Genomic DNA, 13,265 nt, shown 5'->3' with positions numbered 1-13,265 from the left:
GCTCGTCAGGGCCCGCCTATCAGTCCATGTGGGTCAGGAGATGGCCCCGGCGACGACCAGGGCGACACCGATGTGCGCGGAGGCGTTCACCCAGGTGGCGGGGTGCAGGTCGGGCTGCTGCAGGATGTCGCCGATCTTGGCGGGAGTGAGCAGGTCGATCAGGAGGAACGCGGCCGACATGAGGATGAGGCCGATGCCGCCGTAGACGGCAGTGGTGATGAGGCCCGCGGCGAGGCCGTCTTCGCTGGAGAGGATCGCCGTGAGCACGACGATCGCCACGCCCAGGGTGTTGGCCGACACCATGAGTGTCGCGTTGCGGTTGCCGTCCTCCCAGATCAGCTTGTGCAGCTTACCCGGGGTCAGCAGGTCCACGATGAGGTAGCCGACGACCATGACCAGCATGCCGACGACACCGTAGGCGAGGGCCGCGCCCGCGTTGTACAGGATCTCCATCGTTACCTTGTCTTCCTTCTGTTGGGGGGTGTGCGTGCAGGGTTACAGGGTTGCGTCGTGCGGTGTCAGGGCCGGGACCTGTGTGACCGCGCTGGTCCGTGCGGTCCGCGCGGTCGGGGCGGGGCCGTGGCGGAGGCTACTTGCCCCATCCGGGACCGCCGCCCCGGTGGTCGCTGCCGGAGCCGTATTTGCTCCCGCTGCTGCCACCGAAGAACCAGAAGCCTCCGCCACTGCTACTACTGCTTCCGCTGCTGCCGCCGTAGTAGTCGTCGTCATCGTCGTCGCAGCTGGAGACCACGACAAGGAACAGCACGAGGATGGCGATGACCGCCATGATCGTGATGACTTTCCGCTGTTCCTCGCTCATGTGCTCATTCATCGCCTCGTCCTAGATTCGGGGGATGTCGGCCGAGGGGAAGACCACCGACGTCGTGGTCGTCACCAGCTCGGCGCTCTGCGGGTAGGCGTGCCAGGTGCGCCAGGTCAGGGCCGACCCGCCGGGTGTGCCGGGGTCGAGCAGGGCCAGGGCCGTGACGGCGAGCGGGCTGCCCGGGAACGTACCGATCAGCGCGTCCGGGCGCGCCCTGGCCTCGTCGCGCAGGTGGGTCACCCGCGCCGCGAACTCCTGGTCGTCGCCCGGGAAGGACTCGACCACGGAGTCGAACGTGTACCGCGCCGCACCAGGCCCGGCGGCAGTGGTGCGCTCCGGAAGCGCCCCCTCCTGGTCGGGCAGGCATGCCACGGTCTCCAGCAGCTCGCCGCCAGCGTCGTCGCCGACGATCGTTCCGTCGTCACCGTCCCAAGCCGTGACCCGGACCTGGTGTGAGGCGCCGAGCACCCGGAGCTCCACGCTCCCCTGCGGGGTCGGCACGGTGCGGACGGCCAGCGGTTCGATCAGCGGGTGCCGCAGCGACCAGGCGAGATCGGCGGCGCGGGTGTCGACGAACGGCGCGCTCACGAGTGTGTGCACGGCCGCCCTCACCCGCCCGGGTAGATGGTGAAGCTCCCGGGTGCCACCGTGACACCGGTGCTGACCTCCCAGTGTCCGTGGTCGAAGCGCTCGAAGGCGAGGAGGTGACCGTGGGGACCCTCATAGTCGGCGTAGTCCATGGCGCCGTGGGCCGACAGCCCGGTGGTGCCCTCGGAGCGGTAGGACGCCGATCCGCGCTCGGACAGCCGGTAGCTGATGCCGTCGACCTCGATCGTGTTCGCGTTGGGGATGAGGTCGAGTTCGGGACGTCCGGTCCACAGCGCCAGTTCGAGGCCGGGGTCCTCCTGCACCGTCAGCCAGCGCTTGCCCTCCTGCACCTCCAGGAAGTGCTCGCTCCAGGTGAAGCCGCCCTCGGACAGCCGCAGCGAGCCGCGGATCCAGGTCCGGTCGCCGCCGAAGTCCACCATGTCGCCCGCCTTCAGGGTGCGCGGGTCGCCCTGGGTGTCGGTGACGTCCGCGAACGGGTCGCGCGGCACGCCCGCCTGGGAAGAAGGGGGCTGCGACGAGCTCCAGCCGGGGGCCGAGGACCGCCTCGGCCACCACAGGTAGATCACCAGGGCGATCAGCCCCGCGATGATCAGCAGTAGCAGAAAAATCACCGTCTACGCCCCGCTTTCCCTACATTTGGCCAGCCCGTCGGCCAGTAGAGCGTACAGACCAGAGGTCACGATCCGGTGGCCTCTGTCCCCGTGACCTGGCCGGTCCCGGACAGGGTGTGGGGGAACCGCGCGGGGCCGCTGTGCGTCGCCGTGTCCGGATCCGGTCAGGTTCCGGTCAACCGGCGCTGGTTCCCGGTGTCCCGTCCCCCGTCTCGACCGGAAGCTCCTCGTCGGCGCCCCAGGCACTCCACGAGCCCGGGTACAGGCGCGCGCCGGTGAACCCGGCGTGTTCCAGGGCCAGCAGGTCGTGGCAGGCGGTCACGCCGGATCCGCAGTAGGCGGTGATGGTGTCGGCCGCGTCGGCGCCGAGCGCGGCGAACCGCTCGCGCAGGCGTTCGGGCGTCGCGAACCGTCCGTCCTCGGCGAGGTTGTCCGGCCAGGCGGCGCTGCGCGCGCCGGGGATATGGCCGGGGCGCGCGTCGACGGGAGCCGGTTCGGCGCCGGTGTAGCGGCCGTAGACGCGGGCGTCGAGCAGGAGCTGGGAGGCGTCGGGGGTCGCGGACCGCACGGTCGCGGTGTCGACGATGCGGTCGGCGGGCCAGGGGCGTGGAGTACGGGAGGCGGGCTCCGGGGTGACAGGGCCGCTCTCCAGCGGACCCGTCCAGGACTGGATGCCGCCGTCGAGGAGCGCGGCGGAGCCGCCGAGAACGCGGAGCATCCACACCAGGCGCGCGGCCGCCGAGCCCCCGGCGTCGTCGTAGGCCACCACGGGGGTGGCGTCACCGATACCGAGGCGGCTCAGGGCGGCGGCGAAGTCCTCGGGGGCGGGCAGCGGGTGGCGTCCGCCCTCGGTGGTGGGCGGCGCGGCGAGGTCGGTGTCCACGTCGGCGAACACCGCGCCGGGCAGATGGCCACCGAGGTAGGCGTCGCGGCCGGAGCGGCCGTCGAGGTAGAAGCGGACGTCGGCGACCCGGACGGCATCGATGTTGTGCGCCAGCCACGAGGACGTGACGACGACGGGCAGGTGCGCCGGATCGTGCTGCTGCTGTGCCATGGCGCACAAGATATACCCGCCCGTGTGCCCTCGCCGTAGCGCATCGGCGGCGGGGACGAGGTTCGGGCCGGGTTACGGGGTGCCGGCCGTCGCCCGTTCGCTCACGCGGACGTGCCGCAGCCACAGCAGCCCGAGCACCGGAAGGACCAGTGGGATGAAGAGGTAGCCGCTGCCGAAGTTCGACCAGACGGTGTCGTCGGGGAAGGCCGCCGGGTCGAGCAGGCTGAACGCGCCGACGGTCACCACCCCGAGCAGCTCGATGCTGCAGGAGGCGACCGCGACCCGGTGCGATGTCCGGTCGCTGCGGGCGATGCCGACCGTGGCGACGATGTAGATGACCCCGGCCAGCGCGGACAGGAGGTAGGCCAGCGGCGCCTCCTCGAACCGGGTGAGGATCTGCACGGCGGCGCGGGCGGTGGCGGCCAGCGCGAAGACGGCGTAGACCGCGACCAGCACCCGCCCGGGACCGGACCGGCTCACGGCGATGTCAGACAAGAGAGGGGTCCCAGATCTGTTCGAGGCGGACCATCATGACCGGCAGGATCAGGCAGGCGAACGCGATGACGGCTGGCCCCCAGCGCGTTCGCTCCATGAGCCCCCACAACGCGCACGCCGGAGGAATGAGCACGACCGTGGCCAGGTAGGCGATGAAGGTGACCATCTCGGCCGGGCGCTCGCCGCCCGCCATCATGACCACGGAGACCACGCCCTGGCCGAGGAGGAGCAACCACAGTAGGCCAATGCCGATGAGGTGCCAGGTGTCCATCGACCGGTTCCGGAAGGTGGAGATCAGGGCCCACACGGCCATGGCCAGTGAGGCGATCTCGATGGTGGTGGTCAGCCCGCCGATCACGGCTGCCTCCGCCTCCTCCCGGTCCCCGCACGCCCGCCCCGTTCCCGCAGGTCGGGTCGGCACTGCCAACACGTCTACGACGCACTGTAGTACCTGAGGTCGGGACACCGGGAATCGGCCACTGACGTTGCACCGGCGATGTGACGGGCTCCGCGGTTGATCAGGGCATCTGTTCCACATCCGCGCCTGGCACGACGCGATGACCGGATCGGCCACCGTCCGCCCGAAAATGTTTTGCCGTTAGTGACCAATCTCAACTAGCATCGGCTCTTCCTTGTCGGCGGCGTCCACTGCTACGCGCTGAGGATCGGAACGAACCGGATGGCATCGGCCCCGGGGCGGGACCCACGCACCCCTTGCCGCCGTATGTCCCGTCCGCTCCGAGACCCGAGGTCTGCCATCCATGAGCGCTTCCGAGCCCTCCCCTGCCGTCGACCCCGAGATACGCGCCGAACGCGAACACCTCGCCGCCTCCCGCACCGCGCTGCGCCGGATGCGCGACGACGTTCTCGGCACCGAGACCCCCGCCGTGTTCGGCGACTGGGTCTCCACCCAGGTCCTCCAACAGTCCCGCGCGCTGCGCGCCGAGGCGTTGGAGGACATCCCCGACACCCCGCTGTTCTTCGGTCGCCTCGACTTCGAGCCCGGCACCGTGTTCGAGGACGACGAGGAGGAGGCGGAGGCACCGGGCTCTGACGGCGTCGACCGGCTGCACATCGGGCGCCGACACGTCCACGACGAGCACGGCCGGGCCATGGTGCTCGACTGGCGGGCGCCGATCTCCGTCGCGTTCTACCGCGCCACCCCGCAGAATCCGATGAACCTCCGATCCCGGCGGCGCTACGGGTTCGACGGCAACGCGCAGCTCACCGCGTTCGAGGACGAGTCGCTGACCGATGGGTTCCCCGAGGTCTCCCAACTCGGCGGGGAGCTGCTCACAGCCGAGATCGAGCGGCCGCGCACCGGCCCCATGCGCGACATCGTCGCCACCATCCAGCCCGAGCAGGACGACCTGGTGCGAGCCGAGCTCGCCACCACCCTGTGCGTCCAGGGCGCGCCCGGCACCGGCAAGACCGCCGTCGGCCTGCACCGCATCGCCTATCTCCTCTATACCGAGCGCAAGCGGCTGGGCCGCTCCGGCGTCGCCATCGTCGGGCCGAACCGCTCCTTCCTCTCCTACATCCGCAACGTGCTGCCCGCGCTGGGCGAGGTCGACGTCACGCAGACCACCGTGCGCGAGCTGCTGGAGACGGTGCCCGTACGCCGCACCGACGACGCGGACACGGCCCGGCTCAAGGGCGACGCCCGTATGGCCGAGGTGATCCGGCGCGACCTGTGGTCACGGCTACGAAAGCCCGCCGAGACCCTCGTGGTCCAGCGCGGATCCCGCCGCTGGCGGCTCTACCCCGACGAGCTGACCGACCTCCTTGACGAGCTGCGCGAACGCGGGATCAGCTACGGCTCCGGGCGGGACCTGCTGGCGCACCGCATCGCGCACGCGATCCTGTCGCAGATGGAGTCCGCCGGTGAGGCGTGCGACGACCGCACCCACGACCAGGTTCGGCGCAACCGCGAGGTGAGAGCGGCGGTGACCGCCGTCTGGCCCAAGGCCGACCCGGTCAAACTCATCCTCGGCCTGCTGACCGACGTCGACCGGCTGGCCAGCGCCGCCGAGGGCATCCTCTCGCCCGACGAGCAGGCCGCCGTAATGCTGCCCGGCCGCCCGCGCGGACCGAAGTCGGCGAAGTGGTCCGAGGCCGACCTCGCGCTGATCGACGAGGCGGCGGCGCTCATCCAGCGCCCCGAGACCATCGGCCACCTCGTCGTCGACGAGGCCCACGACCTGAGCCCCATGCAGTGCCGCGCGCTCGGTCGCCGCGCCGCCGGCGGGTCGGCGACCGTACTCGGCGACATCGCCCAGGGCACCAGCCCCTCGGCCACCGGCGACTGGCCCGCGCTCCTCCACCACCTCGGCAAGCCGGACGCGCGGCTGGCCATCCTCGACCGCGGATACCGCGTCCCCGCCCAGATCATCGACTTCGCGGCGCGCCTCCTCCCGGCCATCGCCCCCGGCCTCGGCGCCCCCGTGGCGGTCCGCCGCTCCCCCGGGTCGCTGCGCGTGTCACCGGCCGCGGCCGCGTCCTACGCCAACACCGTCGTCGATGCCTGCCGCACCGCACTCAAGGGCGAGGGGTCCGTCGGACTGATCGCCGCCGACGCCGACATCACCGACCTCCACCGGATGCTGGCCGCGACCGGACTCGACGCCGACGTTCTCGGCGAGACCGACGACGCGCTGGTGGCCAATCGGCTGGTCTGCGTCCCTGCCTCCCTGGCAAAGGGCCTGGAGTTCGACGCCGTCATCACCGCCGAACCGTCCCGCATCGTCGCCGCCGAGCCGCGCGGCCTGCACCGGCTCTACGTCGTCCTCACCCGCGCGGTCAGCGCCCTGCACGTCGTCCACACCGATCCGCTGCCGGAACCCCTGCGGTAGAGGGGATCCTACGTCGGGATCACCCGCTATGCTCCTCCGGGCGCAACAGCGGTGTGAAAGGACAATCGAGTCTCCATGGCCTCCATCCCCCGACGCGTTTCGACCAACGCCAACGGTGCCCCCGGCGGCGCGAGGACACGGTGGGCGGTCGCCGCGTCCGCGGTCGTCCTTATGGCCTCCCTCAGCGGATGCCTCGACAGAGACGCGGCGGAGGACGGCGCCACACCAAGCGCGTCCGCATCCCCGCGCCTCGGGACGCCGGAGGAGGTCGTCACGGGCATCGTTGACCTCATCGACTCAACGGAGAGCTACCTGGTGGACCTGGACGCCGAAGTCACGGTCGGCGAAGGTACCTACGAGCAGCACGAAACCTACGCACTGAGCACCGACTCGGAGCCCGTCTTCCAGTTCTTCGAGAAGTTCCCGGAGTCCCAGGGCAACGACGCCTACGAGACCGCATGGCTGCGGGTCGGTGAAGACGGCCGGATCCTGTATCGCACCGACGACGACCTGGCGCCTCGTGAGGATCGCTACTTCAAGTCCCAGCAAGGGGACTTCTCCCACCTTTCCCAAGGCCCCGACTACACGCTGTCCCGCGATGCCGTCCGTGCCCCGTTCAGCGACCTAGCCGACACCATCTCCGTCACCGAGGAGAACACGAACCCGGAGGGGAAGGACAGCGGCGGGGCGGCGGCCCGCTACAGCGGCACCTTCGATCTCACCGCCCCTGCTCGGCAGGGCGACAAGCCGTCGGTGCAGGAGAACGTCCCCTTCGAGCTGTGGGTCGACGAGCACGGCCGCCCCACCCGCTTCGACTACGAACTCGTCACTGGGCCACGCAGCTGGACCTACCAGTCCTTCGACACGTCACTGACGACGCGCTACTGCGGCACCGTCGAGGGCGCCCCCTACGTCGACACGGCGCGGGTCGCCCCAACGAACGGAGAGATCTCCTGCGACGACGCCGTTGCCGTCGTCGAGAAGTACCTCGCTATGCCCGACGAGAAGAAGGAAGGCACCGGCTATCTGGCCGAGATCGGCGGCTGGACGTGCGGCATCCGGACCAGAGCCGACATCCAGGTACGCGGCACCGAGGACGTCGCCAGCTGCTCGCTCGACTGGCCGGAGATGCAGGAACGCGTGGACCTCCTCCGCACCGGCTGACGGTCGCACCTAACCATGTCCGCGGTCCTGACTGAGACGCGTGGGAGGTGGGTAATTCGGACGTATACAACATCCATATCTCGTCCCTTGCGCCTCGCAGGCCCTACCGCACCCCTCGGGCACGCGGGCGCCGGAGGTGGACACTCGGTGCAGGAACACATCGAAATCGAGACGAAGTACGAGGTCAGCCCGGACTTCGAGCTGCCAGACCTCACCGATCTGGCACCCGGCGGCATCGATTCGGCCAAGCACCAACTGGTCGCCACCTACTTCGACACCGAGGAGATGCGCCTGGCCGCACGCCGCATCACACTGCGCCGCCGCACTGGAGGCCCGGACGCCGGTTGGCACCTCAAGATCCCCTGGGGGCCGGACGCGAAGAGGGAGTTTCACGCCCCGTTGGGAAAACACAGTCGGCGGGTTCCGGCGCGGCTGGCCCGCCTCGTGGACTCGGCCGCCCGGGGCGCCCCGCTGGTGCCGACCGCTCGGATCAGCACCGACAGGACCGAGTACGCGCTGATCGGCTCGCCCGACGAGCCGCTCGCCTTGCTCGCCGACGACGCGGTCAGCGGAGAAGTCCTCGTGGGGGCTGAGGATGAGGCGACGACGCGCTCCTGCGCGTGGCGGGAGGTCGAGATCGAACTGGCCTCCTCCGGCACCAGGAAGCTGCAGCGGCGCATCGGCAAGCAGCTCGTGGACGCCGGGGCGACGCCCTCGGAGAGCGGGTCCAAACTGCTGTTCGTGTTGGGCGACCGCGTCCCGCCGCCCATTCCCCGCCCCGACGGCGGCAGCGCGGGCGACGTCGTGCTCCGCTACCTGTGGGATCAGGTGCAGCGGCTGCTCGACTACGACCCGCGGGTCCGCCTGGACGAGGAGGACGCCATCCACCAGATGCGGGTGTCCACCCGCCGTATCCGCACGGTGCTGCAGGTGTTCCCGTCGATCATCGATCGGGAGGCCACCCGGCCGATCGCCGATGAGCTGCGGTGGCTGGCCGGAGTACTCGGCACCGCACGCGACCTGGAGGTGCTGCGCGCGCGGTGCGCGGCTCGGCTCGCGGAGCTGCCGGAGCGGGCCGCTGGGCAGGAGGTCACCGACGCCTGGCTGAGTGTGCTCGACGACCAGCGGCGCGGCGCGCACTCGCGCATCGTCCGCGAGCTGTCGCGCACGCGCTACTTCTCCCTGCTCGACGACCTCGACCGGCTGCGCGGCGACCCGCCGCTGACCGAGAAAGCGCTGCGGGAGGCACCCGCCATCCTGCGGTCCGACGTCAAGCGGGCCTGCCGCCGCATGAACGCGGCCCATGAGCGCGCCATCGCCGCCTCCGACGCCGAGACGCGCGTCACGGCCTGGCACGACGTCCGCAAGGCCGCCAAGCGCGCCCGCTACGCGGCCACCCTCGCCCAACCTGTGCTGGGCAAACCGGCGCACCGCATCCGCGCGTGGGCGACCGAGCTGCAGGAGATCCTGGGTGACCACCAGGACGGTGTTGCGCTGAAGACCTACTTGAACGAGAACGCGCAGAGTCTGGCGCCCGCACGTGCGACCGGCCGCGACGCCACTCTGGTGACCCTCGGCGCCCTGGTCGGATCCGAGGTCACGGCCGGGCGCGCGCTCATCGACCAAGCCGAGCGCACGTGGGAGACCGGGCCCGACCCGAAGCAGCTGCTGGGCGGCGGCTAGGCGGCCACGGCGCGGGCGGAGGCGCCACGGACGCGTGGTGTGGGTGGCCGGCCCGGCGCCTGGTCAGGCAGCGCCGGACTCGCCCACCCCGGCGACCTCGGCATCGGCGTCGCTGTCGTCCGACGCGTCCAGGGCGTCGGAGTCCTGACGGCGGACGGTCCGATGGGCGATCGTGCCCCGCCGATCGGCGGGAACCACGAGCGGGGTGTGTGTCTCGGGGTCCGGAATGACGCGGACCGGCAGCCCGAACACCTCTTCGACCAGGTCGGCCGTGATGATCTCGGCGGGGTCGCCTTCGGCTACCACCCGGCCGTCCTTCATGGCGATGAGGTGGGTGGCGTACCGGCAGGCGTGGTTGAGGTCGTGCAACACCGCGACCAGCGTGTAGTCGCGCTCGTGGTGCAGCCCCGCGCACAGGTCGAGCACGTCCATCTGGTGCGCGATGTCCAGGTAGGTGGTGGGCTCGTCGAGCAGCAGGAGCGGTGTCTGCTGGGCCAGCACCATGGCCAGCCAGACGCGCTGGCGCTGGCCGCCGGACAGCTCGTCGACCATGCGGTCGGCCAGATCGGCGACGCCCGTCGACTCCATCGCCTCGCCGATGATCCGCTCGTCGGCACGCGACCACTGCTTGAGGAACTTCTGGTGCGGGTAGCGCCCGCGCGCCACCAGGTCGGCGACGGTGATGCCGTCCGGCGCGATCGACGACTGCGGCAGCAGGCCGAGGCGGCGCGCGACTTCCTTGGAGGGGTAGGAGCTGATCAGCTGACCGTCGAGGTGGACGGCGCCTGACGCCGGTTTCAGCATCCGCGACAGCGCGCGCAGCAGCGTCGACTTGCCGCAGGCGTTGGGCCCGACGATCACGGTGAAGGAGGAGTCCGGGATGGTGATCCCCAGATCCCGGGAGATGACGCTCTGGTCATAGGCGAGCGTCAGGTTCTCTCCCCACAACCGGGACGGTTGGGACATCGTCTCTCCTTGGTGAGGTCGTTTCGGGTCGGGGATGTCGCGGATGTCAGGCACGTCCGGTCCGCCACTCACGGTAGAGCAACCAGACGAGGTAGCCGCCGCCGATCACGGCGGTCACCGCTCCGACGGGCAGCTGGGAGGGGGCCAGTGCCCGTTGCGCCACCAGGTCGGCGGTGAGGAGCAGCGCCGCGCCCATGAGGGCACCACCGACGAGCGTGGTGCCGTTCGCGCGGGCCAGCCGGCGGGCCAGCTGTGGCGCGGCCAGGGCGATGAACCCGATCGGGCCGCAGACGGCGATGGCCGCCCCGGTGAGGGCGCTCGCCGCGAGGAGCGCGATGACCTGGGTAGCCTGCACCGGAACGCCGAGCGCGTAGGCGGTCTGGTCTCCCATCTCCATCAGTCGCAGTCGGGGGCCGACGGCGAGGATGACGGGGGCCAGCACGGCGACGGCGATGCCGACGGCGGCGGCCTCGCCCCACGCGCGCCCGTTGAGGCTGCCGATCATCCACACCTGCGCGGTCATCGCGTCGGTGAGCTCGGCGCGGGTGATGAGGTAGTCGCGGATGGCCAGCAGCATCGCGTTCGCGCCGATGCCGACCAGGATCAGCCGGTACCCCTGCACCCCCTTCTTCAGAGCGAGGAGGTAGACGAGGGCGGCCGTCGCGATCCCGCCGAGCATCGCACCCAGGGAGACCTGCAGCATGCCGCCGCCGAGGACGAGGATCGCGCCGACGGCGCCGGTCGCCGCGCCCCCGGTGAAACCGATGATGTCGGGGCTGCCCAGGGGGTTGCGCGACAGGCTCTGGAACACGGCCCCGGCGATTCCGAGGGCGCCCCCGGCGCAGACCGCTGTCAGAGCCCGAGGCAGCCGCACGCCCTGGACGAAGTAGGCGTCGAGCCGTTCGCCGCTGCCGAGAATCGCGGGCAGCACGTGGGACAGCGGGATCTCGTATTCGCCGACCGAGAGGGAGATGGCGAAGACGGTGGTGATCACGGCGAGCAGCGCCCCGTACGTGGCGGCGATGCGCGGACGCCAGACGAACGCCATGTCCCCGAGGCGAACCAGTCGGAACTGGTTCGAAGACGAGGAGGGAGCTTCGGGGGGTGGCGGGGGCGTCGGCGAGGCGGTGTGGGTCGTCGTCATACCTGCGCCATCCTCCGAGCCCGCACCAGGGCGATGAACACGGGAGCACCGATGAAGGCGGTGACGATGCCGACCTCCAGCTCACCGCTGGGCAGCACGACTCGCCCCAGGGTGTCCGCGCAGGTCAGCAGGATCGCCGCGAACACGGCCGAATACGGGAGAACCCAGCGTTGGTCAGGACCGACGATGGCGCGGGCGACGTGCGGGACGATGAGCCCGACGAACCAGATCGGCCCGGCGGTGGCGGTCGCGGCGCCGCACAGCAGCATGATGCTGAGGGCGGAGAGGGCGCGGATGACGCTGATCCGCGCACCGAGGGCCGCGGCGAGGTCATCGCCGAGCGCGACCGCGTTCAGCGCCGGGGCGAGCAGGAGGGCGGTGATCAGTCCGACGACAAGGAACGGCCAGACCTTCACGAAGACGTCGAGGTCACGGCCGGCCAGTGCGCCGACCTGCCAGAACCGGATGCGGTCGAAGGTGAAGGAGTCCAGTGCGATCACGCTGTAGATCAGCCCTTGCAGCAGGGCGGCCACAGCCGTCCCGGCAAGTGCCAGCCGGACGGGAGTCGCGCCACTGCGCCCACGCGAGCCGAGGGCGTAGACGAGGAGGGCGGTGATCCCGGCACCGGCGAACGCGAACCACACGTACTCGTCGGGGGAAGTCATCCCGAGCCCGATGATCGCGATCACGACCGCAGCGGCGGCCCCCTGGTTGACGCCCAGGATCCCGGGCTCGGCCAGGGGGTTGCGTGTCAACGCCTGCATGAGCGCGCCAGCCAGTCCGAGCGCAGCGCCGACGAACACGCCAAGGACGGCCCTGGGGACGCGTAGTTCGTAGATGACGCTGTGCTCGTAGGATCCCTCGGAGCCCCAGAGGGCACCCCAGACGGTCGGGAGCGGAATCGACTTGGCGCCGACGGCGATGCTCAGCATGACGCACAAGGCCAGGACAGCGAGCGCGAGCAGCAGCCCGAGCGCCCGCATGGCATGCGTCCGACCGTGCACCCGCGTCCGGAGATCCAGCGCGCTCGCGGCGACTGAGGAGTCGTCGGCATGCCCGGAGTCGCCAGCGACAGCGGTCGAGTGGCGATCCAGACTCATCGCACCCCATCCAGGAGGCCAGACACAGGCCACCACGCCCGCTGGGACACCGCACCCCTCCGAACACGCAAACTGATCAAAACTTAGTAGAGGCTAACCTATGTTCATATCCAACGGAACCCGGACAGCAGGTGGGAAGCGTCTCCCGCACGGCCTCCCCTGTTCTACGGAAGCCTGGGATAATCGCACGCGAGGGTCGATGGCCGAAGCTGCAGAAAACAGCCGAACAAGCGGAAAACCTGCAGCTCAATGAGCATGCGCCCCGCGTGTGCGCGGATGGATCCCAGAGGTTGAGCGGCGTGCCCAGACAGGCCGCATGCGCCCCGCGTGTGCGCGGATGGATCACTTGTCAGGGCCGTGGCGTGGTTCGACCGTGGGAACCCGCCACATGTGCTCCGGCTCGCGATACGTTCCCTCGTATGGCTACACGGTGGGTGTCGATCCGAGTGGATGAAAACGTCGCGGATGCGATAGAGCGCCTGACCGGTAGCCAATCGCATGGTTTCGAGCGTGCGGCCTGCACGTACCTGATGTCGGCCGAATCCCAGTCCCTCGTGGCCAAGGACAAGGACGTGCTGGCCGACTTTGACTCCACCTGTAATGCGTGGCGTAGTGGGCGGGGGCGGACTGCGGGAGATCACGACTAGCGACCCTGGTGTCAGCCCCGCGGGCGCGGGGATGGATCCCGCTCCGTGTTGCTGCACACGGGCCGCCACGGATGTGCCCCGCAGGTGCGGGGATTCCGCCACCGTCCCAGTGCGCGG

At 70.5% G+C, this 13,265-nt stretch carries 13 protein-coding genes; 3 read left to right on the top strand and 10 right to left on the bottom strand.

What is annotated here, in order from left to right:
* Positions 1 to 33: 33 nt before the first annotated feature.
* The 7 genes from CDO52_RS05980 to CDO52_RS05950 form a co-directional block, all read right to left on the bottom strand.
* Positions 34 to 453: a DUF350 domain-containing protein gene (locus tag CDO52_RS05980; RefSeq protein WP_017621388.1), complete on the bottom strand. Its 420-nt coding sequence runs from the start codon at positions 451 to 453 to the stop codon at positions 34 to 36.
* A 136-nt stretch (positions 454 to 589) separates the two neighbouring features.
* Positions 590 to 832 (bottom strand): hypothetical protein, encoded by a 243-nt coding sequence (locus CDO52_RS05975; RefSeq protein WP_017621387.1) that lies wholly within the window; start codon positions 830 to 832, stop codon positions 590 to 592.
* A gap of 9 nt (positions 833 to 841) precedes the next feature.
* Positions 842 to 1,423, bottom strand: coding sequence for a DUF2617 family protein (locus CDO52_RS05970; RefSeq protein WP_017621386.1), 582 nt, complete (start codon positions 1,421 to 1,423; stop codon positions 842 to 844).
* A gap of 8 nt (positions 1,424 to 1,431) precedes the next feature.
* On the bottom strand, positions 1,432 to 2,043 hold the full coding sequence (locus CDO52_RS05965) for a DUF4178 domain-containing protein (protein ID WP_017621385.1): 612 nt from the start codon (positions 2,041 to 2,043) through the stop codon (positions 1,432 to 1,434).
* Positions 2,044 to 2,218: 175 nt separating this feature from the next.
* Positions 2,219 to 3,097 (bottom strand): sulfurtransferase, encoded by an 879-nt coding sequence (locus tag CDO52_RS05960; RefSeq protein WP_017621384.1) that lies wholly within the window; start codon positions 3,095 to 3,097, stop codon positions 2,219 to 2,221.
* Positions 3,098 to 3,169: 72 nt separating this feature from the next.
* Positions 3,170 to 3,592 (bottom strand): hypothetical protein, encoded by a 423-nt coding sequence (locus CDO52_RS05955; protein WP_017621383.1) that lies wholly within the window; start codon positions 3,590 to 3,592, stop codon positions 3,170 to 3,172.
* Positions 3,585 to 3,950, bottom strand: a complete 366-nt coding sequence (locus tag CDO52_RS05950; RefSeq protein ID WP_017621382.1) for a hypothetical protein — start codon at positions 3,948 to 3,950, stop codon at positions 3,585 to 3,587. The genes CDO52_RS05955 and CDO52_RS05950 overlap by 8 nt, the downstream gene beginning before the upstream one ends.
* A 403-nt stretch (positions 3,951 to 4,353) precedes the next feature.
* Here CDO52_RS05950 and CDO52_RS05945 point away from each other — a divergent pair, with 403 nt between their 5' ends.
* The 3 genes from CDO52_RS05945 (at position 4,354) to CDO52_RS05935 (ending at position 9,291) form a co-directional block, all read left to right on the top strand.
* Positions 4,354 to 6,444 carry a HelD family protein gene (locus CDO52_RS05945; protein ID WP_094932245.1) on the top strand — a complete coding sequence of 697 codons (2,091 nt, stop codon included), beginning with the start codon at positions 4,354 to 4,356 and terminating at the stop codon, positions 6,442 to 6,444.
* A 75-nt stretch (positions 6,445 to 6,519) separates the two neighbouring features.
* Positions 6,520 to 7,608, top strand: coding sequence for a hypothetical protein (locus CDO52_RS05940; protein ID WP_017621380.1), 1,089 nt, complete (start codon positions 6,520 to 6,522; stop codon positions 7,606 to 7,608).
* A gap of 147 nt (positions 7,609 to 7,755) precedes the next feature.
* The gene (locus CDO52_RS05935; protein ID WP_094932244.1) at positions 7,756 to 9,291 is read left to right on the top strand and encodes a CYTH and CHAD domain-containing protein; all 1,536 of its coding nucleotides are present in this window, start codon (positions 7,756 to 7,758) and stop codon (positions 9,289 to 9,291) included.
* 63 nt (positions 9,292 to 9,354) lie between these two features.
* Here the strand turns inward: CDO52_RS05935 and CDO52_RS05930 are convergent, their stop codons facing one another.
* The 3 genes from CDO52_RS05930 to CDO52_RS05920 are packed head-to-tail and all read right to left on the bottom strand — an operon-like array spanning position 9,355 to position 12,384.
* Positions 9,355 to 10,257, bottom strand: a complete 903-nt coding sequence (locus tag CDO52_RS05930; RefSeq protein WP_033302125.1) for an ABC transporter ATP-binding protein — start codon at positions 10,255 to 10,257, stop codon at positions 9,355 to 9,357.
* Positions 10,258 to 10,303: 46 nt separating this feature from the next.
* On the bottom strand, positions 10,304 to 11,401 hold the full coding sequence (locus CDO52_RS05925) for a FecCD family ABC transporter permease (protein ID WP_094932243.1): 1,098 nt from the start codon (positions 11,399 to 11,401) through the stop codon (positions 10,304 to 10,306).
* A complete protein-coding gene (locus tag CDO52_RS05920; RefSeq protein WP_051060932.1) occupies positions 11,398 to 12,384 on the bottom strand; it encodes a FecCD family ABC transporter permease in 987 nt (328 codons plus the stop codon). Before CDO52_RS05920 ends, CDO52_RS05925 begins: the two co-directional genes overlap by 4 nt.
* Between the last annotated feature and the right edge of the window lie 881 nt (positions 12,385 to 13,265).

Origin of the sequence: Nocardiopsis gilva YIM 90087, from assembly GCF_002263495.1 — a bacterium.
Classification (GTDB): domain Bacteria; phylum Actinomycetota; class Actinomycetes; order Streptosporangiales; family Streptosporangiaceae; genus Nocardiopsis_C; species Nocardiopsis_C gilva.
The sequence above is the reverse complement of the archived record's forward strand: the minus strand, read 5'-3'. Positions and strand labels throughout refer to the sequence as shown.